General features: G+C 32.3%; 16 protein-coding genes. 6 read left to right on the forward strand and 10 right to left on the reverse strand.

Going from position 1 to position 20,782, the window contains the following annotated elements; translation table 11 throughout:
- Positions 1-318: 318 nt before the first annotated feature.
- Complete coding sequence (locus tag N508_RS08650) at positions 319-2,574, forward strand: ankyrin repeat domain-containing protein (RefSeq protein ID WP_023276022.1); 2,256 nt, start codon at positions 319-321, stop codon at positions 2,572-2,574.
- A gap of 334 nt (positions 2,575-2,908) precedes the next feature.
- Here the strand turns inward: N508_RS08650 and N508_RS08655 are convergent, their stop codons facing one another.
- The 9 genes from N508_RS08655 to N508_RS08695 all read right to left on the reverse strand — a co-directional run bounded on the left by N508_RS08655 (position 2,909) and on the right by N508_RS08695 (position 11,067).
- Positions 2,909-3,370, reverse strand: coding sequence for a DUF6194 family protein (locus tag N508_RS08655; protein WP_023276023.1), 462 nt, complete (start codon positions 3,368-3,370; stop codon positions 2,909-2,911).
- Positions 3,371-3,449: 79 nt separating this feature from the next.
- The gene (locus N508_RS08660) at positions 3,450-3,911 is read right to left on the reverse strand and encodes a chemotaxis protein CheX (RefSeq protein WP_023276024.1); all 462 of its coding nucleotides are present in this window, start codon (positions 3,909-3,911) and stop codon (positions 3,450-3,452) included.
- A gap of 26 nt (positions 3,912-3,937) precedes the next feature.
- Positions 3,938-5,146 carry a threonine ammonia-lyase gene (gene ilvA, locus N508_RS08665; RefSeq protein ID WP_023276025.1) on the reverse strand — a complete coding sequence of 403 codons (1,209 nt, stop codon included), beginning with the start codon at positions 5,144-5,146 and terminating at the stop codon, positions 3,938-3,940.
- Between the two features lie 22 nt (positions 5,147-5,168).
- Positions 5,169-6,167, reverse strand: a complete 999-nt coding sequence (locus N508_RS08670; protein WP_023276026.1) for an ankyrin repeat domain-containing protein — start codon at positions 6,165-6,167, stop codon at positions 5,169-5,171.
- A gap of 53 nt (positions 6,168-6,220) precedes the next feature.
- A complete protein-coding gene (gene thiH / locus N508_RS08675) occupies positions 6,221-7,348 on the reverse strand; it encodes a 2-iminoacetate synthase ThiH (RefSeq protein ID WP_023276027.1) in 1,128 nt (375 codons plus the stop codon).
- Positions 7,348-8,124, reverse strand: a complete 777-nt coding sequence (locus N508_RS08680; RefSeq protein WP_023276028.1) for a thiazole synthase — start codon at positions 8,122-8,124, stop codon at positions 7,348-7,350. The genes thiH and N508_RS08680 overlap by 1 nt, the downstream gene beginning before the upstream one ends.
- Before the next feature lie 83 nt (positions 8,125-8,207).
- Positions 8,208-9,104, reverse strand: coding sequence for an IS3 family transposase (locus tag N508_RS08685; RefSeq protein WP_143815552.1), 897 nt, complete (start codon positions 9,102-9,104; stop codon positions 8,208-8,210).
- Positions 9,035-9,592: a hypothetical protein gene (locus N508_RS08690; protein ID WP_023275779.1), complete on the reverse strand. Its 558-nt coding sequence runs from the start codon at positions 9,590-9,592 to the stop codon at positions 9,035-9,037. The genes N508_RS08685 and N508_RS08690 overlap by 70 nt, the downstream gene beginning before the upstream one ends.
- Positions 9,593-9,633: 41 nt before the next feature.
- The gene (locus N508_RS08695) at positions 9,634-11,067 is read right to left on the reverse strand and encodes a flagellin N-terminal helical domain-containing protein (RefSeq protein WP_023276029.1); all 1,434 of its coding nucleotides are present in this window, start codon (positions 11,065-11,067) and stop codon (positions 9,634-9,636) included.
- Between the two features lie 517 nt (positions 11,068-11,584).
- Between N508_RS08695 and glmU the strand changes: the two genes are divergently transcribed.
- From glmU to mce, 4 genes are all read left to right on the forward strand, one after another.
- Positions 11,585-12,955 carry a bifunctional UDP-N-acetylglucosamine diphosphorylase/glucosamine-1-phosphate N-acetyltransferase GlmU gene (gene glmU / locus N508_RS08700; RefSeq protein ID WP_023276030.1) on the forward strand — a complete coding sequence of 457 codons (1,371 nt, stop codon included), beginning with the start codon at positions 11,585-11,587 and terminating at the stop codon, positions 12,953-12,955.
- 3 nt (positions 12,956-12,958) lie between these two features.
- Positions 12,959-14,713: a chloride channel protein gene (locus tag N508_RS08705; protein ID WP_023276031.1), complete on the forward strand. Its 1,755-nt coding sequence runs from the start codon at positions 12,959-12,961 to the stop codon at positions 14,711-14,713.
- Positions 14,714-14,733: 20 nt separating this feature from the next.
- The gene (locus tag N508_RS08710; protein WP_283805229.1) at positions 14,734-16,878 is read left to right on the forward strand and encodes an ATP-dependent helicase; all 2,145 of its coding nucleotides are present in this window, start codon (positions 14,734-14,736) and stop codon (positions 16,876-16,878) included.
- Positions 16,879-17,014: 136 nt separating this feature from the next.
- Positions 17,015-17,419 (forward strand): methylmalonyl-CoA epimerase, encoded by a 405-nt coding sequence (gene mce, locus N508_RS08715; protein WP_023276033.1) that lies wholly within the window; start codon positions 17,015-17,017, stop codon positions 17,417-17,419.
- 376 nt (positions 17,420-17,795) lie between these two features.
- Here the strand turns inward: mce and N508_RS08720 are convergent, their stop codons facing one another.
- A complete protein-coding gene (locus N508_RS08720) occupies positions 17,796-19,526 on the reverse strand; it encodes a hypothetical protein (RefSeq protein WP_023276034.1) in 1,731 nt (576 codons plus the stop codon).
- Between the two features lie 340 nt (positions 19,527-19,866).
- On the opposite strand from N508_RS08720, the gene cysK reads away from it, so the two are divergent.
- The gene (gene cysK / locus N508_RS08725; protein ID WP_023276035.1) at positions 19,867-20,781 is read left to right on the forward strand and encodes a cysteine synthase A; all 915 of its coding nucleotides are present in this window, start codon (positions 19,867-19,869) and stop codon (positions 20,779-20,781) included.
- Position 20,782 lies beyond the last annotated feature (1 nt).

The raw sequence follows: 20,782 nt of genomic DNA on the forward strand, positions 1-20,782 counted from the left end.
TGTAAATATAAATTTATTTAAGAAATTATATATATGTTATGATTTTATTTTTATTGTATCGTTTTATAATGGTTTAATAAAGTTTGGACTGACCTAAAATTTTGTGCCATAGTCATTTTGAGCCTGATTTCACAGGCGAAAAATCTAAATTAAATATATTATATATTAGTTTGTAATATATTTAACTGATATTTTCTTTTAGATACTTCGCCTTTCAGGCTCAGTATGACATGATAATGTATAATTAATATTGAATTTTTCGTTGTGTTTTTTTGTCATATATATTAATTTAGTTGTAGTAGTCAATATGGAGTTAATGTGGTTAAAAAGTATATAATTTTAATAATATCTATTTTTTTATATGCAGGCAGTAGTTTTGCTCAGAATATTTCAGATGATTATTTTGAAGAAGATGACGGTTATACAGCAGCACATCAGGAAATATCAGCAAACCATACAGCAGAAGATGCTAGTGGTGGTTATCAGTTTAAAAATGATACTTTACTAACAGACAAAGAAAATCAGCTTGTTCAAGCAGTTTTTAATGGAGAGCTGGATATTGTAAAACTTCTACTTGATAACGGCACTAATCCAAATATTTTATATAGTGTTATTAAAGATAATGAAACTATAGGTAAAACAACTCTGATGCACATTGCCATTGCAGGCAGAGAAAATGATATATTTAAACTATTGCTTTCAAGTAAAGACATTAATATAAATCAGCTTGGATTAGTTTCTCTAAAAGAAAATAATATTAATAACTATAAAGAAATTACACCACTTGCTTATGCATTTTACTTAAATCATATTGATATGGCAGAAGTGCTTTTAGAAAAAGGGGCAGACCCAAATAAATATCCTGCAGTATTTTTTGCATCTAATGAAAATGCTCTTAATCTTTTAAAAAAGTATCGTGCAGATATGAATATATTAAATGATAACGAAAGCCGTCCGCTTTTTGAAGCTGTGAAAGCAAATAAAAGCCAGCTTGTTTCTCTGCTTATAAAAAATGGTGCAGATATTAATAAACCTGATGGCAGTAATAACACATTACTCTATACTGCTATTTCCCTTGGTTATTTTGATATGGCAAGGTTTTTAATAGATAATGGTGCAGATATTAATTCTCATTCTGGAAAGGATAAGATAACACCATTAATGGCTGCTCTTGCAAGACCAGACCATGATGCTGGTTTTTTAAGATATATTTTATTTAAAGGTGCAGATATTTATAGAAGAGATGCAGGCAAAAGAACACCGCTTTTTTATGTATATCAGTATACTGATGCAATAAGTATGGCTAATGTAAAAGAAAGTATCAGCATATTAATGGAAAATAAAGCAGATATTAATGCAAAAGACAGTAACGGCAATACAATTCTGCATATTAAACCACAGGACTATTATCAAATATATTCTTCCTATAAGCCTGATATTAATATTCAGAATATAGATGGTGATACACCACTACATATTGCAGCTGCAAAAGATAATGTTAAATCTATTTTAACAGGCAGTCCTGATAGAAAATTGAAAAATAAAAAAGGTATGACAGCATTAGATATTGCAAAAGCAAATCATTTTGATAATACCACTGCTTATTTAGAGCTTTCAGATAAAGAAAGCCTTTTAATGCTTGGTGCAGAATTTGGAGATGCTGGACTTGTAGAAAAAGCAGTCGCAGCTAATCTTGATGTTAATAAAAAGATACAGGGACATTATCCAGTTTATTATGCAGCAATAGGCGGCAATCCTGATGTATTTATGAAACTAATATTAGGTGGTGCAAAAATAAGCCTTGAGCCTGATTTAATATATTATGTAATAAATAGTTTTGACCAGTCAAAAGACCAGACAAACAGGGTGCGGCTTGCAAATATTTTCATAGAAAAGCAGGCATCCCTTAACTGGGATAAATATAACAGCCTGCTTCACATACTTGTAAAAGAACAAAGTAATGAAAATAAAGGGCAGGGTTATATTCGCAGTGTGGTAAACTTTGCGATAGCTAATAAAGCAGACCCAAATGTAAAAGATAATGACAGCAGAACACCTTTACATATTGCAGCAGGTGGCAAATATGAAAGTTATGATTTAGTGCTTGAATTAATAAGCGGTGGAGCAGATGTAGATATTAGAGATAAAGATAATAATACAGCACTTTTTTATTGTGCCAGTGTTCCTTATAATAAAAATGATGTATTTGCAGCACTGCTTGATAATACACAAACAGATATTAATGCACGGTATGGGGATAAGCATAATACTCTTTTAATGGAAGCAGCAGCAAATGGAAATAAAATAATTACAATGATGTTAATTGCTCGTGGAGCTGATGACAGCCTTGTAAATAAAGATAATAAAACTGCTTTAATGCTTGCAAAAGAGAAACTTGCTTTATTTGATACATCATTAGTTGATGTGCAAAACAGTATTGATTTTCATAACTATAAAGATATTGCAGATAAATTTTTATCAGATAAGAATGTGATTGCAGAATGCAGAAGTGGTATTAATGAAGAATGTAAAAAATATTATAAACCTGTGGAAATAATCAAAACCAGCGAATAGATATGGATACAATTTGATAAATATATAATTTTTGACTGCTGTAATAAGGGGTAATTAAGATTTTTGGATAAGTTCAGTATCTTAAAACTATACAATTTAAAATATATTATGCCCCCTTGCAATATGTATAATTTAGATTTTTCACCTTATAAATTCAGGCTCAAAATGACTGCAATGTGAGAACTCTATTTCATACTGAGCTTGAAAAGCGAAGTATCTAAAAATAAATAATTTAGATATATTATGTGCTAATGTTATAATATTTGAATATATGCTAAATCTGAAAAATAAATCTTTGATATAAATTAGTATTCAATATACCTTTTTATGCCTATTATACCTTTACTTTTTTATTGTATTTTTCTTTTGCATATTCATAAGATTCATTAATAAACTGCTTTATATTATAAAAAGAATTTTTATCAGGGTTTAATATGGATACCCATGCCATCCATGCATATACTGGGTGTGGAAGAAGCATATTTAATGTTGAAAAATCATACTGCATATCAACAGTATTCCCTTTTAAAGGTCTTGCAGGTATGAAGCCAAATTTATTTATAAATGTATTTTTTGTAACTCCAAAATTTATACGGAATATACCTTCTCTATTTAGATTAGAGCTTTTATCATTATTTCCGTCTTTTTCTTTTATGGTTAATACATATATTCCATGTTTCAGTTTATTTTCAGGATTATAAAATATACATTTTTCTCCGTAACAGGAATGAAAAACTGTTCCAGATAGATTTTCAAGACAATATTGTAATATTTCATCTGATGTAAGTTTATCCATAATAATTATACCCCATTGCAGCAGTGCCTAATATATTTAAATCATCGGTTCACTCATATTATACTGCTTTTTTATAATATTATCTTAATGAAACCTGTATTGTAAAATCTCCAATTTCTGTTGAAAATGGAACACATATATATGGTGCATATTCTACTTCTTTAAAAAGTCTTGTTCCTTTTCCTAAGATAAATGCAGGTGTGCTTAGTTTGAAAGTAAATCCAAGCTCTGTAAGTTTTCCTTTTGCACTTCCTGAAATCATATTAATAATTTCACCAATAGCATCCATAACATCTTTATCAAGAAACTGCTTCTCTTCCATGATTAAAGCACTTGCCATTTTTTTTGCATCATCTTCACTAAGTGCAAGAACAAATGCCCCTTTTTTATCTCCAGCCATTCTGATAACAGCAGAAAGATGGTTTAAGTTTATATCATAATGATACACATAAGGCTTGCCTTTTTTACATTCTACATGAAAGCACTGGTCTATCACATCTAATACACCAGACATTACACAGTTAAGGTATTCTGCTTTCATACAATTTACTCCTTCATTAATATGTTTCAGCATACAGTAACATCAAACCCGGCTTTTTTCAAGGAAATAACAATCTGCTCTATATGCTCCATACTTTTTGTTTCAAGCTCTAAATTTACCCTTGAAAATCCAATGGGAAGTCCAGCCCCAAACCTGTCATGGCGTATGTCTAATATATTGGCACCAACATCAGCTAAAAAGGTAGTAATGTGGGCAAGTGAGCCGGGTATATCTTTAAGATTAAGTGTTATTTCCAAAAATCTGCCTGATGTAGACATACCTTTACTGATAATTCTTGAAATCATATTAATATCAATATTTCCGCCTGAAACTATCAAGACATTCTTTTTATTATTATAGTCAATACTTCTAGACATAATTGCAGCAAGTGGAGCAGCACCTGCACCTTCTACAACAAGTTTAGCTTTTTCCATATATTCAAGGATTGATGCTGCAATAATATTTTCTGAAACTGTAACTATATCATCAAGATATTTAGAGCATATATCATAAGTAATATCACCGGGTGTTTTTACAGAAATACCTTCTGCAATAATTGATGAGCCAGTAACTCTTACCATTCTTCTTTTGCGAAGTGATGCAGCCATACCGCTCACTGCTTCAGACTGGACACCTATTATTTTCGCAGAACTTCCGCATTCTTTTAAATATGCAGCAATACCAGAAGCAAGACCACCGCCTCCAACTGGTATAATAATATTATCAGCATCCTGCATTTCTTTTAAAAATTCTACTGCAATAGTGCCTTGTCCAGCTATAACATCAATATTGTTAAAAGGATGTATTAAATAAAGCCCTTTTTCTTCTGCAAGTATTTCTGCCATAGTTGCTGCATCATCATAAGTATCTCCATGAAGCACAACTTCTGCACCGTAAGATTTTGTATTATTTATTTTAACAAGTGGAGTATGGACAGGCATAACTATCACAGCTTTTACACCAATTAATTTTGCACTAAATGCAACACCTTGTGCATGGTTTCCTGCACTGGCAGTTATAACACCATTTGCACATTTTTCTTTATTTTTCAGTATTGCATTTAATGCTCCACGCACTTTAAAAGAGCCTGTTCTTTGTAGATTTTCAAGTTTAAAATAAATATCTGCTCTATAATTTTCTGAAAATGAAGCAGAATGATAAAGCGGAATATTTTTTATATAAGGAGAAACTGCTTCATAAGCTGCTTCAATATCTTTTTTTAGATTATTAACCATATTTTATACCTTATTCTTACTTTTAATGCATTATAATATTTGAATTATTATTTAAATTAATATTTATTGCATCACCATTATTATTAATTTGTGGCTCATCTACTACCATATACTGACGAAGCAGAGCAATAATATGGTCATGTCCAAATTTTCTTGCATGGTCTAATACATTTTCTCCACTCTTATCTTTAATAGAAGTATCTGCCCCGTTATCTAAAAGCAGCTTAGCTGTATTATATCTTCCACTTTCTGAAGCAAGCATTAGTGCAGTTAAGCCGTCATTATTCTGGCTGTTTAAATCTGCCCCATAGTCTATAAGCATGCCAAGAGCTTTCTGGTTGCCGTTGATAGCTGCTTTCATAAGTGGTGTGTTGCCATAATTATCTTGTATATTAATATCTGCCCCATAGTCTAAAAATTTTGTCAGCACATCAATATTGCCGTCAAAAGCAGCTGCAGAAACAGGTGTTTCTCCATCATTGCCTACTACATTTATATCTGCGCCTTTTGAAAGAAAATAGTTTACCATATTTGCATTGCCATATTTAGCAGCATACATTATAGCAGTATGTCCCCATCTGTCTTGAAAGTTAATATCAGCACCTTTATTGATTATCACTTCTGCAATGCTTGTATCATCTCTAAAAGCTGAATACATAAGGGGAGTTCTGCCTGTAACATCAAAAATATCAACATTATCAGTAGATTCTATGGCTTTTAATATATCTTCTTTTGTTCCTTTTCTAAAAGCTTCAAAAATAGGGTTGTCATTTGATACATACTGAGAATCAAACTTAGTAACAGGCACATCAAGAGGGGCACCAAGCTCATCAAAATCTTTTGATGCATTATAATCTGCAGTAATATACTTTTTAACTTTTTCAGGAATTTTTGACATTACAGTTTCTGGAATACGCGGTGTAATGTATTTTTTTATAAGATTAAAATCAGTAAAATATAAATAAGCACCGCCGCCAGCTAAAAGCCCTAAAAAGAATAATAAAAATAAAATTTTTTTCATAACCTACCAGTGTATTTTATATAATAAATTCAGTATAAATCAACTATTATTTTTTATTTAGCAAAATTCGTGCCTTGCATAGAATTATCCCAGTCTTTTAATACTGGGTCAAAGCCAAGTTTTTTTACTGCACTGCAAAATTCTTCAACAGACCTGTTATCTTCTATGGAAAACTGAGCAGCATCATCCTGAGCAGCACTGTATCCGCCGGGCTCTGTTTTTGAGCCTGCACTCATTATTGTTGCACCAAGGTATATAAGTTTATCTCTTAATACGGCAGGCTCTCTTGTAGATATATTTATTCCTGCATCATGGAGAAACATTCTGTATGCAAAAATAAGCTGCAATAAATTTTTATCACTTACATTATATTCTGGCTTATATTCTCCAGCTGCATGCCTTATACGCGGAAAAGATGAAGATATATGGCTCCGCCAGTATTTTTTTGATAAATACTCTGCATGCAGGCACATATAAAAAGTATCTATTCTATAATCTGTTAAACCAAGCAGTGAACCAAGACCAATAGAACGCATACCAGCCTGAGCAGCTTTTTCTGGAGTTTCAAGCCTGTATAAATAATCTGCTTTTGGACCAGTCGGGTGAAATGCAGGATATAAGTTTTCAATATAAGTTTCCTGAAACATTGTAAGCCCGTCCGCTCCTGCATTATGCAGCTCTTCATACTGTTCAAAAGTAAGAGACGGAACTTCTATTGAAATAAATGGAAAATATTCTGTGCATAGTTTTACAGACTGCAAAAGCATATCAAAAGAAAACTTTTTCATATTATCCCCGGTTACAAGAATAATATTTTTTATACCAGATGAGGCAACTATTTCAGCTTCTTTTTTTATACTATCTAGTGATAATGCAACCCGCGGTATACTGTTTTTACGGTTAAAACCACAGTATATACAGCTGTTTGTGCAGAAGTTTGAAAGATATATTGGTGCATATATCCTGATAGTTTTACCAAATCGCTGTAAAGTAATATTGTGGGAAATTTCTGCCATTTCTTCTAAATAACTTTCTGATTTTGGGCTTAAAAGATATGCTAAATCTTTCTCTGTAAGTTTTTCTTTATAAAGAGCATTTTTTATATATTTTTCATCAGCATTATATATTAAATCTTTTACATATTCATACGAGTATTTTTTAATAACTTCATAAAAACTCATTATAATATATCCTTTAATAATCCTTTAACAGGGCTTGATGGATTTGCATAGTTAGAAACAGGGGCGGGGCATGCACTAACAGCAAGGCAGGCAGCCTGCACAGCATATTTAAAGGCTTCTGCCATTTTTACAGGGTCAGCAGCAGCTGCTATTGCAGTATTTACAAGAACAGCATCAGCACCTAATTCTATTGCTTCTGCAGCATGGCTGGGAAGACCAAGACCAGCATCTATGACAACTGGAACAGACGCATTTTCTATAATTATTTTTACCATTTCTATAGTTTTTATTCCTTTATTTGTTCCAATAGGGGCAGCAAGCGGCATAACTGTAACACATCCTGCTTCTTCTAAATGTTTTGCTAAAACTGGGTCTGCATTGATATAAGGCATAACATTAAATCCATCTTTTACAAGTATTTCTGCAGCCTTTAAAGTTTCTACTGGGTCTGGCAGCAGATGATATGGGTCTGGTGTTACTTCTAATTTTATCCATGGCTCGCATCCTGCTGCACGGGCAAGTCGTGCAAGACGCACTGCTTCTTCTGCATTAGATGCACCGGAAGTGTTTGGTAAAAGCAGATATTTATTTTTATCAATATGGTTTAATATATCATCATTATCGTCATTAATATCAACACGCCTTAGTGCAACAGTTACAATTTCAGCTTCTGAAGCATTTAATGCCTGCTCCATTATAACAGATGACTGGAATTTGCCAGTTCCAACCATAAGCCTGCTTTTAAACTGTCTGCCAGCTATTTTTAAATTATTCATAATATCCTCAATAAAACATAATCAATCAATTATAATTTAATACATCTATAATAAATTGTCTGAACTTACCCAAAAATTTTGAACTAAGCCACTAAATAAATTTCTTTTTCCTGTAAAGGTGTAAGTCCATTAGCTTTTATTCTGTAATTATTATAGAAATCAATATATTTTTCAAGTTCATATTTAAACTGTTCTATATTTTTGAATTTGTTAATATAAACCAATTCACATTTTAAAGTAGCAAAGAAACTTTCCATAACAGCATTATCATAGCAGTTGCCACGCCTTGACATACTCTGCTCTATATTATTTTCCTTTAATAACTTTCTAAATTGATTAGCCTGATATAATATACCCTGGTCTGAATGTATCATTAACCCTGTTGTATCTTTTGTTTTATCTATTGCCTGTTTTAAATTATCTATTACCATTTCTTCATTATTATATTTGCTTACACTGTATGCTGTTATTTCTCTGTTATACAAATCCATTATTGCTGATAAATACACCTTTTCATTATTAATTTTTATCTCTGCCACATCTGTTACCCATTTTAAACATGGTCTCTCACTTGTAAAGGCTCTGTTTAATTTATTGCTGCATATATGACTTACTCTGCCTTGTTTATACCTTTTCTTAACCCTGATTAGTGATGAAATTTTTAGTTCTTTCATCAATTTATACACTGTCTTCCTGTCATAAGTATAACCCAGTTTCTCTAATACCTTTGATATTCTTGGATAACCATAAGTCTTGTTAGATTTTTCATATATTTCTAATATAGATGTCTTGACTTCTGCATATTTATCTAATGCAGCAGGCTTTTTAACATTATAATAGTAAGTGCTTCTTTTCATATTACTCACAGACAACAGGATATCCAAACTGTAATACAGCCTTAATGCAGTTATTATTTGTGCTTTTTCTGTTGAACTCTCTGTTCCTTTGACTGCATTAAGGCTTCCAGCTTTTTTAAATATGCATTCTCCGCTGACTTGTAATAAAGCTCTTTTTCAAGCTCTGATATTCTCTCTTTTAATTGTCTTACTTCTTCACTATCATCTGATTTAGTGAGTTTAATATCAGTAGAGTTTGAGTGTTTACTCTTTTTACTGTTCGGGATATTCTTATCTGACATATTATCTCCAATAAACTTACTGCAAAACTTATTCCAGTCATATATTACTGATGCTGATGGTATATTAAAATATAGTGCTGTCTGCTCATAACTTAAATTATTTGATGCCTTATAAGTTAACACATTTAATTTAAAATCTCTACTATATTCATTGCGGGTAAAGCTATGATGTAAACTTGATTCGCCTGAATGCTTATATCTGTTATAGATATTACATATTACTCCTTTATGAATTTTACAGCATCTTGATAATTCACTGGCACTCATTATACCGCTTTCTAAGACTGTTACTATAAACTTCTTAAACTCATAGCTGTATTTTCTTGCCATATACACTCCTTATATGGCTCGTCCAACTTTTTTGGGTAAGTTCAATTTGTAAACTGAGTTAAATCTGATAATTTTGTGTCTTTTGTTGCCGGACCGCTGTCTCTTACATTTACAGTAGTAACTCCAGAAATAAGTAAACCTGCTGTTGGGGTAGTTACTCCTGCCTGTTCTTCTCTAAACTCTACTGTTAAGCTGCCATAATCTACAACACCTGTTTTTGGGTCCATTGTAGCTATATGGTATTTTACTTCATTATAGTCAATTTTTTCATCACCATTATCTGCTTTAACTAAACTGCCTGCTGCAGAAAATGTTAATACTGGTCCGTTATCTATCTGTAATGAGCCAGAGCCACTTGCTGCCCCATTAAATGCTGTAGAATTTGCATCAAATATTGATACTATTTTATCTCCCGGCTGTATTGTTGAACCAGCACCCGGAAATCTTAATGTCATTTGTGCACTTGCACCACCTGCTGGAACATCACCAAGGTTTAAAGTAACTATTGCTGTATCACTAGCTGTAGCTGTTGCTTCTACCCATGCACTCATTTTACCAGTTTTACTATCCATATAACGATAGCGATATGTAAAACCAGCACTTACTGTGCCATTTGTAGTATCTACAATTTCCATTTCATAATAGCCAGACATTATGTTGTCACCATTTGTAAATGTAGCTGATGATACTCTCCAGTTAGACTGAGTGCCTGCTGCACCATGATAAGTCTGCATAGCAGATAATGTATGAGCAGCGTTTGATGCGTCATCAATTGTATCTGTCTGACCTTTCACAGTTATTGACATACCAGCAGTATTTGTAACAGGTATATTGTTTGGCTCTCTTACACTTGTAACAGATGCTGAAGCTGGGTTTGCATTAGTTACTTCTGATACTAATACACCTTCTTTTACCTGCATAATTTGTGATTTATATACATTATTTTGTCCCGGCTGCACTGATGAATCTACTTTATAGTTACCTTCTGCAACTTCTGGACCTTTAATTACTGCACCTAAATATTTTTCTGTGGAGCTCCATAAAGCGGTGCCGCTTCCGTCAAGCAGTTTTTTAGTATTAAATTCTGATGTTTGAGAAATACGGTTTATTTCATCTTTTAACTGGTCTACTTCTAACTGTAACATTTCTCTGTCGTTAGTTGTATAAGTGCCATTACCTGCCTGAACTGCAAGTTCACGCATACGCTGAAGCATAGAAGTAACAGATGCCATTGCACCTTCAGCAGTTTGCAGGTAAGAAATACCGTCTTGAGCATTCATACTTGCTCTTTTCATACCGCTGATTTGACCGCGTAATTTTTCTGATATTGCCAGTCCTGAAGCGTCATCTGCTGCTGTATTTATTCTTAATCCTGAGGATAATCTTTGTAATGATTTCGTTTGTGCATTATTTGCAATGTTTAAATATTTCTGTGCACCTAAGCTGGTCACATTATTATAAATTGATAAAGCCATGTCATACCTCCGTGTAAGTGCTTTACTGCGGGGCTTCCTTGCCCGAAATTCCTGTTGTAACTCTTTTTAATTTAAAATTTGTCCTTGCATTTTGGTCGGTTATGATTTCTTGGATTTTTAAGAAATCTTATAAATCGCTTTTCTCATAATGTCTTCTCCTTGGTCTTATGACCAGTTTGTCGACATACGATTTAAAAGATTAGTGATTTTTCGTCATGCCGACCTGATTGTTTCAGTATCTTCTTTTTATAAGGAAGCTTCTCTTAAGTCTGCTGATGCCTTTGGAGGTCAAAAGCGACCTGTTTGTTAGAGTAAGCTCCTTCATAAGCTATATCGTCAAATAGATTATAAAACTTTAGAAAAAATTTAATATTTTTTAAATTTCTTCTTTTTATTCTTTTTCTAATGCTTTCTTATAGATATTATCGGCATAATAAAAAATATCTTTATATAAAACTATCATTTTTCTAGAATATTTTTTTTATATATAGTATATAGATATATTATGAGGTGATATATGCTTACTGTTATTATACTTGCAGCTGGTAAAGGCACTAGAATGAAATCAGAAAATCCAAAAGTTTTATTTAGTGCTGCCGGCAAACCTATGATAGATTATTCAATAGATTTAAGCAGACAGTTAAACCCAGAAAGAATTGTTGTTGTAACTGGTGCCGGTGCTGAAAAAGTAAGAGAACATTTACAAAATTCATCAGTTGAATTTGCCACTCAAAAAGAGCAGCACGGCACAGCTGATGCAGTAATGGCAGCTATTGATTTTATTTCTGATAAAGGCAAAACATTAATTTTATGCGGCGATATGCCTTTGATGAAATATGATACTTTAAATAATTTCATAAATACTGTAAAACAGGATATAGCTTTTATAAGTGTAAAAATGAAAAACCCAAAAGGATATGGCAGAATTGTCCGCTCATCAAACGGCTCTGTTTTAAAAATAGTTGAAGAAAAAGATGCCAATGACAATGAAAAGAAAATAAATGAAGTAAATACTGGTGTTTATTTATGCTCATCTACTGAATTAAAAAAACGGCTTATGAATATAAATAATAATAATGCTCAAAATGAATATTATTTAACAGATATTGTTAATGGCGGTGCAGAAGCATTTTTAGCAGATAATGAAATGGAGTTTTTAGGTGTTAATGACAGAGTGCAGTTAAGCTTTGCTTCAAAAATACTCTGGAAAGAACGAGCAGAATCTTATATGAAAGATGGCGTTTCTATTATAGACCCATCATCAGTATATATTGATTTAGATGTTATCATCGGCAAAGATACTATGATATATCCAAATGTATTTATAGAAAACGGCTCTCGTATAGAAAAAAATGTTATTATTCGTTCAGGATGCAGGCTTAACAAAGCTGTTATAGAAGAAAATGTTGAAATTAAAGATAATTCATTAATAGAAGATTCTTTTGTAGGTGCATTTTCATCAGTCGGACCTATGGCTCATCTTCGCCCCGGCTCTCATTTAGCAGGTGAAAATAAAATAGGCAATTTTGTTGAACTTAAAAAAGCCACTATGGGTAAAGGCTCAAAAGCAAGCCATTTAACTTATTTAGGTGATTCAGAGTTAGGCGAAAATGTAAATATTGGCTGCGGCACGATTACATGCAATTATGATGGCTTTAATAAATATAAAACTATCATAGGTAATAATGTCTTTGTTGGCAGTGATACTCAGTTTGTAGCACCTGTTACTGTTGGAGATAATGTATTAATCGCAGCAGGCAGCACTATCACAAAAGATATTAATACAAATGATTTAGCAATAGCCAGAACACAGCAGTTAAACATTGAAAATAAAGGCAAAGAAATAATGGAAATAAATAAAGCCAAAAAAAATAGTAAAGGTAAATAAACCTTGAAAATAAGAAGTTATTTCAGCTTAAAATTCAGCAGCCTGATTACAAAATATGAAGATGTTGTGATAATTGCTGTAGCTGTTGCAATAGGTATGGCAGCAGGTGTTGGAAATATAATATTTAGAACACTTATTCATTTTCTGCAGAAAAATCTATACAGTGTTGAAAGTGAAGTTATGCTTTATAATCTGCAGGATACTGCTAAATGGAAACTGATATTAATTCCAGCATTAGGCGGCTTGGCTGTTGGGCTCATTACTACACTTTTTAAATCGAATGTTCATTCTGTGGCTGATGTTATAAAATCAATATCGCTGCATAGAACATTATCTCCCGTAACTGCTGTGCTGAAAACTATAACTTCTGCTATAACTCTTGGCACAGGCGGTTCAGCTGGCAGAGAAGGTCCTATTGTGATGATTGGTGCCTCTCTTGGCTCTGCTGTTGGTCAGTTTTTCAAATTTTCTCACACAAGAATAAGCAGTGCAACTGCATGCGGAGCAGCCGGTGGTATTGCTGCCACATTTAATGCACCTATGGGTGGAGCAATGTTTGCAGCAGAAGTGCTGCTTGGAAAATATGGTGTTAGAACATTCAGCCCGCTGATTATTTCTGCTGTCACTGCCACAGTTATAAGCCGTGCTTATTTTGGCGATGAAATAACTATTCAATCCCCAGATTATGTTTTAAAAAGTGCAGCAGAACTGCCCCTTTATGCCATTATGGGTATATTTATTGCATTAATAAGTGTGTTTTTTATAAGATTTTTCTATAAAGTTAGTGATGCTTTTGCATTTCTGCCTCTTCCAAAATGGCTGAAACCTGCCATAGGCGGACTTTTAATGGGCATACTTGGTGCATTCTGCATAAATATTATGGGTGTAGGTTATGGCACTATTATTGAAATCCTGCAGAATAAAATACCATGGTATATATTAATAGTATTCGTATTTTTAAAAATTGTAGCAACATCCCTTACACTAGGCTCTGGCGGTTCAGGTGGTCAGCTTGTGCCAAGCCTTTTTATAGGGGCAGCAGCTGGCGGCTTTTTTGGCGGACTTATGCAGTATATTTTTCCAAGCATTGCAGGCAACCCTGAAACATATGCACTTGTTGGCATGGGTGCTATGCTTGCAGCCGTTATTCGTGCACCTATTACATCTATATTAATACTTTTTGAAATAACTCAAAGTTATCATATTGTGCTTCCTGTAATGATTACATGTATTATAGCTAATATGATTTCTGCCAGCATTGAAAAGGATAGTATTTTTACATGGACTTTAACCCGTGCAGGCTTTAATATTAACCATGGTATAGACAAAAGCATACTTGAATCAGTAAAAGTAAAAGATATTATGCTTACAGATATTATTGCATTTAATGATAACACATCTATTCTTGATATAAAAAAATCTATTGAAAAAAAACCACATGCTTATTTTCCTGTTGTAAATGATGAAGGATACTTAACAGGTGTTATATCCTTAAATGATTTAAAGGAAGAGATTTTCAGCGGAAAAAATTTGGAAACTACATTAGCAAAAGACTTTGGTGCAAGACGGAATATAATCACAGTATCACCTGAGGAAACTCTGGAACAGGCAATGAGAGATTTTGGTATTAAAGAAGTTGGCGACCTGCCTGTTGTAGAAATAGAAGAAAAAGGTATGAAACTTGTAGGACTTTTAAGAAGAAGCGATATTATTATTGCTTATAATAAAAAAGTTGTAGATTTTGAGCCTGATAAATAAGGAGGCATAATATTCTTAATATTGATGAAGCATTAAATGAAAGGCAGGCAGAAGCTGTAAAAACTACGGAAGGACCCGTTTTAGTGCTTGCTGGTGCTGGCACTGGCAAAACAAGAGTTATTACTTACCGCATAGCCCATTTGATTGTTAATAAAGAAGTATCAGCTGGAAATATTTTAGCTGTTACTTTTACTAATAAAGCAGCAGGCGAAATGAAAAGCAGACTGCATGAATTAATAGGCGGACTTGCAAATGGTGTATGGATGGGAACATTTCACTCAATATGTTTAGGTATACTTCGTAATGAAACAGAATATGCAGGACTTCCAAAATCCTTTTCTATTGTAGACCAGGAAGACAGGCTTGCAATCATCAGGCAGATTATAAAATCACTGAATATTGACCCTAAACAGTTCAGCCCAAAATCTTATCTGCAAGCTATAAGTTCATATAAAAATACAGAAAATTATGTGAAAAATGAGCCAATAGAAGAAACATTTCATCTGCTTAAAACTGTTTATGAAACATACAAACGAGAGTTAGAGCTGCAAAGGCTTGTAGATTTTGATGATATGATAGCTCTCTGTGTCCGCATTTTTGCAAACTATCCTGATATACTGAAAAAATATCAAGATATTTATAAATATATATTAGTTGATGAATATCAGGATACTAATGCTGTGCAGTTCAGGCTTTTATATATGCTTGCAGGTATAAGCGGCAATTTATGTGTTGTTGGAGATGATGACCAGTCAATATATGGCTGGCGTGGAGCAGAAGTCCGCAATATATTAGAGTTTGATAAAGTTTTTGAAAATGTAAAAGAAATTAAGTTAGAGGGAAATTACAGAAGCGGCAAAAGTATATTATCTATTGCAAACAGATTAATAGAAAATAACACATACCGCAGGGGTAAAACATTAGAAGCAAGTGCAGATAAACAATCAGAAGTTAAAAAATATGAATTTTATAATGATTTAGAAGAAGCCAGTTTTACAGCAAAAACTATACTTGATAAACATGATGATGGTATAAGCTATGATGATATGGCTATACTTTACAGAACAAATGCTCAGTCATTAAATTTTGAAAGAGCATTAAAAATGGCAAATATTCCGCACAAGGTAATAGGCAACATTGGTTTTTATCAAAGAAGAGAAGTTAAAGATATTTTAGCTTATTTAAAATTTTCTGATAACCCAAAAGATGAGCAGGCATTTTTTAGAAGTATATCTGTGCCAAAAAGGGGTATAGGCAACTCTACTAATGATAAAATAATATCTTATGCAGAAGAAAATGATATTACTATACTTGAAACACTGGAAACAGACTTAAAATTTCTTTCAAAAAGCAGAGCAGCTGTTGACAGATATATTCAGCTTATACATGATATTATAAAATGCGAAAGCATTAGAGATAAAATAGAACTTATACTTAATACTATAAAATATAAAGAGTATCTGCAAAGTTTAGGCGAAGAGCCAGATATAATAGATAGAAAAATGGAAAATATTGATGAGCTTATTTCAGATGCTGTGCGTTTTGAAGAACAAAACGGCTCATCACTTTCTGACTTTTTAGCTAGTGCTGCCCTTGTTTCTTCTAACGATGAAGAAGATATTGAAGGGTCTGTTAAATTAATGACTATGCATGCTGCCAAAGGGCTTGAATTTAAACTTGTTTTTTTAACAGGTCTTGAAGAAGGTCTTTTCCCACTTGGTAATGAAGATGGTGAAGCAAATATTGAAGAAGAAAGAAGACTTTGTTATGTGGGTGTTACTCGTGCTATGGAAACCCTTTATATAACAAGAGCAAGAAGCAGAATTCGCGGGGGCAGGCATAATCAGTCTCCAGAATCTAGATTTTTAAGCGAATTACAGTTTGGCAGGTCTTTTAAATTTAATAAAGGCTCAACAAATAATACATTTAAAAACAGGTCTGGAAATTATGCAGATTATATTAAAAATTCTTCCAATTATGAAAAGAAAGAGTATAATGATGACAATACTGCATCTTTTAAAGCATCATCAAAAGTATATCACTCAGTTTTTGGGGAAGGAACAGTGCTTTTCAGTGAAGGAAGCGGAGAAAATGAAAAAGTAACTGTTCATTTTAAAAAAGAAGGTGTTAAAAAAATAATTGCAAATTTTTTAGAAAAAGCATAATTACATATAGATTTATTTAAAGCAGAAAAACTTATATTGCAGGTTTATATTTTTTATTAAATAACCTAAGAATATATAATAAAATTATATTATAAATTTTTGTAACAGATAAAATAAATAAAAAATGGAGGATATTATGTTACTAAACAAAATTAATCACATAGGCGTAGCAGTGAAATCAATAGAAGCTGCTCTTCCTTTTTACAAAGCAATGGGTGCAGATATTAACCATATTGAAGAAGTTCCAAGCCAGAAAGTAAAAACTGCTTTTATTAAAGTTGGTGAAACTACTATTGAGCTTGTAGAAGCTACTTCTCCAGAAAGCCCTATTGCTAAATACCTTGAAAAAAATAGAGAAGGCTTACATCATATTTGCTTTGAAGTAGATGATGTGGCAGCCTGCCTTGCAGAGCTTAAAAAAGCAGAAGTTCCGCTTATTGATAATGAGCCAAAAGTTGGTGCACATAATATGCTTGTAGCATTTGTTCACCCAAAAGGCAATAATGGTGTATTAACTGAACTTGCACAGTATCAAAAATAATGATAATTAAAAAGCGGTAGAAATTATCATTTTTACCGCTTTAATTATTTTAATATTCTTCTAAACAACTCTTAATTTATTATACAACACTACTGCTGTTATTATGATTATAAGTATAAAACAACTTATTCACAATAATAACTATTACAATTATGTCTTACTGAGCTTGATTTTTAAGCGAAGTATCTAAAATATACAAACTGCAATAATAATAAAAATAGTATGTATAGTTATTGAAAATTATACTATATAGATTTTTCGCCTTTAAAATCAGGTTCAAAATAACTGCAATATAAAATTTTTGGATAAGTTCAGACTATACCATAGCCATTATAAGCAGAGAATAAATTGAAATGATATAATTTTATGACACTATCTATTTATTCTCAAATGCTTTATTTATTGTTTCAAGCATTTGGTTTCTGCTTTCTTCTATGCTTGAAGTAATTTCTTTTTTATATTCTTCTCTGTTTACTGTTTCTTCTAATTTTAAAAGCCCTTTATCTATAGCAATTCCTGCGGCAGTTCCAATGGCTGCACCGCCTGCTGGAGAAGTAAAAACTGATGAAACAATACCAGCAGCAACTCCGGCAGCTGCACTTACTGTCTTTCCTGCCGCCGCTTTTGCTGCTGCTTTTGCAGCTGTTTTAAATCCAGTTTTTGCGGCAACTTTGCCTGCTATTGTGCCAACTATTGCACCAGCTGCTAAACCGCCTCCAGTTGAAGCTATTACTCTCTTTTTTAAATCAATAAGTGGCTGAATTTCTGCCAGACTGTATATATTTTCTACATTAATATTTGTTTGAACTGAATAAACAGCATTTTTCTCTGTTATTTTATTCTTATCTAGTATTTTATTTATATCATTTTGCAGTTTTGCAATATTCATATCTGCTGCATTAAAGTTAAGATTAGCTGAAATATTATCCATAAGATTTTCTTTTAATTTATCTGCCATATATTCTTCAATAGAGCCTGTTATTAGTTTAAAAAGTCTGCTGTATTCTGCTGATAAACTGTAATACCAGTCCAGATATTTATCAGTATTTAAAAGTATCTCATCATACATTTTATTTACTTCTTTTATCATGTCATCTTTTGCAGCACCGTATGCAATATCTGATGCAATCTGTATCTCATTTAATGTGCCTGCTTTATACATTATGCCATTTATAACTTCTACTGCAACAGTATTTGCCTTAACAGTATTTTCTACAATTTCCTGTTTTGCAGCAGCAATATATGTAACAGCTGCAAAAACAGATGGATATATAAATACTGCAAGCAGAGTAATAATAAATGATGCAATAAATTTATTAATTTTAGTTGTTTCGTCATTTTTAACTGGCATAAACACTTTTGCAAGATTTTCTTTTTTTATAAAGAAAAAACTTATAAAGCTGATTATACCATAAAAAAGAAATCCACCGCCGCTTAATACTATTAAAAGCATACCAACAAACCAAAGGGGAGCAGATTTCACCACTTCTGCATCAAGTATTGTATTTGTTATAGTATCAAAAAAATTTAAGAAGCTGCCTGTCATATATGCGGCATAGTTATACTGTAAAGATATTAAATCATTATCTAAAAATGGGATATGTATATTAATATCTTTTAAGCTGTATGAAAGAACAGGGAAAATCACAGCTGTAAAAAAAGCTGTTAAAATATATACAAGGCTTTCAATTTTATATGGTGCAAACTTGTTATTATATATTGCAAGAATTATTTTTGTGCTTAAAAACCTTGAAAGCAAAAGCAGCGGGAAAATAATAAGCAGGCATAAAAACTCCATACTTGAAAATAAATATATTCTTACTGGTATAATAAAAGCAAGTATTAATGCAGTTATAATTATAATAATATATCCAAAAGTTTTACCAGAAAGAAGTTTATAAAATTTTTTACTTTCTTCATATTCTATTAACTTTATTTCTTTTTTCAGGCTGAAACGAGCAGCATTATTTAATACTATTGGCACAGCAATAATTAATACACTTAAAGCATATATAACCATACCAAAAAGGTTAATAAATACTGAAACTAAGTATAAAGTAATAAAACCTGTTAAAAACTTTAAAAATAGTAAACTTATCTTTTTCATAAATATAATGTAATAAAGATGAATAAATATGTCTAGTCTAATTTGTTATTGATATTTTAAATATGTTATGCAGTAAGTTGTGTTTTTTTATGAGACGGGAGCAGGAAATAATAAGCATGCAGTTATAAATATGGGCTTATCCAAAAATTTTGTTTTAAGTCATTCTAAGCCTGAATTTATAAGGCGAAAAATCTAAATTATCTTTTCTTACTTATCAATCATGCACAGTGTGATATTATTTCAATTTAAAAAAGGGGATTTTTTGTATATTAAATATATTTCTATTGCTTTTTTTCCAGTGAATAAATATTATATATTAAATATTTTAATGGAGTATATTATGAAAACAGCAGAAAATATGTTAGAATTAATAGGCAATACCCCTATTGTGAAAATCAATAAATTAAACAATACTGATGCATTTATATATGCAAAACTGGAATCATTTAATCCGTTTTCCAGTGTAAAAGACAGGGTTGGGCTTGCTATGATAGAGCAGGCAGAGCATGACGGATTATTAAAAAAAGGTGGTGTTATTGTTGAGCCAACAAGTGGAAATACGGGTATTGGTCTTGCTGGTGCTGCCGCAATAAAAGGCTACCGATTAATACTTACTATGCCAGAAACTATGAGTATAGAAAGGCGTAAACTTCTTAAAGCATTTGGTGCAGAAATAGTGTTAACAGAGGGCAGTAAAGGTATGAGCGGAGCTGTTGCAAGAGCAGAAGAACTTGTAAAAGAAATAGATGGTGCATTTATGCCGCAGCAGTTTAAAAACAAGGCTAACAGCAGTATTCATAAAGCATCTACTGCAAAAGAGTTATATAATGATATGGATGGAAAAATTGATATTTTTATTTCAGCAGTAGGCACAGGCGGCACAATTACTGGAGTTGGTGAATATTTAAAGGAAAAAAACAGTAATATAAAGGTTATTGCAGTTGAGCCATCGTCATCGCCTGTTTTATCTGGCGGCAAAGCAGGACCACATAAAATACAAGGCATAGGTGCAGGTTTTGTGCCTGATGTATTAAATACTGAAATATATGATGAAGTAGTGCAGGTTACAGATGATGAAGCATATAATATGGCAATAGATTTGGCAAAAAAAGAAAGTATTTTAGCTGGAATATCATCAGGTGCGGTAGTGGCAGCAGCTTTAAAAGTAGCAGCAAGGAAAGAAAATGCAGGTAAAAATATTGCTGTTTTATTAGCAGATACTGGTGAAAGGTATCTTTCTGTTTTAGCAGAATAGT

Origin of the sequence: Mucispirillum schaedleri ASF457 (assembly GCF_000487995.2) — a bacterium.
GTDB lineage: Bacteria > Chrysiogenota > Deferribacteres > Deferribacterales > Mucispirillaceae > Mucispirillum > Mucispirillum schaedleri.

Excerpts from the sequence above, each read along its gene's own strand:
- N508_RS08660 (WP_023276024.1), bottom strand. The coding sequence starts at position 3,911 with ATGAAAGCAGAATACCTTAACTGTGTAATGTCTGGTGTATTAGATGTG.
- N508_RS08670 (WP_023276026.1), bottom strand. The coding sequence starts at position 6,167 with ATGAAAAAAATTTTATTTTTATTATTCTTTTTAGGGCTTTTAGCTGGC.
- N508_RS08655 (WP_023276023.1), bottom strand. The coding sequence starts at position 3,370 with ATGGATAAACTTACATCAGATGAAATATTACAATATTGTCTTGAAAAT.
- ilvA (WP_023276025.1), bottom strand. The coding sequence starts at position 5,146 with ATGGTTAATAATCTAAAAAAAGATATTGAAGCAGCTTATGAAGCAGTT.
- N508_RS08695 (WP_023276029.1), bottom strand. The coding sequence starts at position 11,067 with ATGGCTTTATCAATTTATAATAATGTGACCAGCTTAGGTGCACAGAAA.
- N508_RS08720 (WP_023276034.1), bottom strand. The coding sequence starts at position 19,526 with ATGAAAAAGATAAGTTTACTATTTTTAAAGTTTTTAACAGGTTTTATT.
- cysK (WP_023276035.1), top strand. The coding sequence starts at position 19,867 with ATGAAAACAGCAGAAAATATGTTAGAATTAATAGGCAATACCCCTATT.
- N508_RS08680 (WP_023276028.1), bottom strand. The coding sequence starts at position 8,124 with ATGAATAATTTAAAAATAGCTGGCAGACAGTTTAAAAGCAGGCTTATG.
- N508_RS08690 (WP_023275779.1), bottom strand. The coding sequence starts at position 9,592 with ATGGCAAGAAAATACAGCTATGAGTTTAAGAAGTTTATAGTAACAGTC.
- glmU (WP_023276030.1), top strand. The coding sequence starts at position 11,585 with ATGCTTACTGTTATTATACTTGCAGCTGGTAAAGGCACTAGAATGAAA.
- mce (WP_023276033.1), top strand. The coding sequence starts at position 17,015 with ATGTTACTAAACAAAATTAATCACATAGGCGTAGCAGTGAAATCAATA.
- thiH (WP_023276027.1), bottom strand. The coding sequence starts at position 7,348 with ATGAGTTTTTATGAAGTTATTAAAAAATACTCGTATGAATATGTAAAA.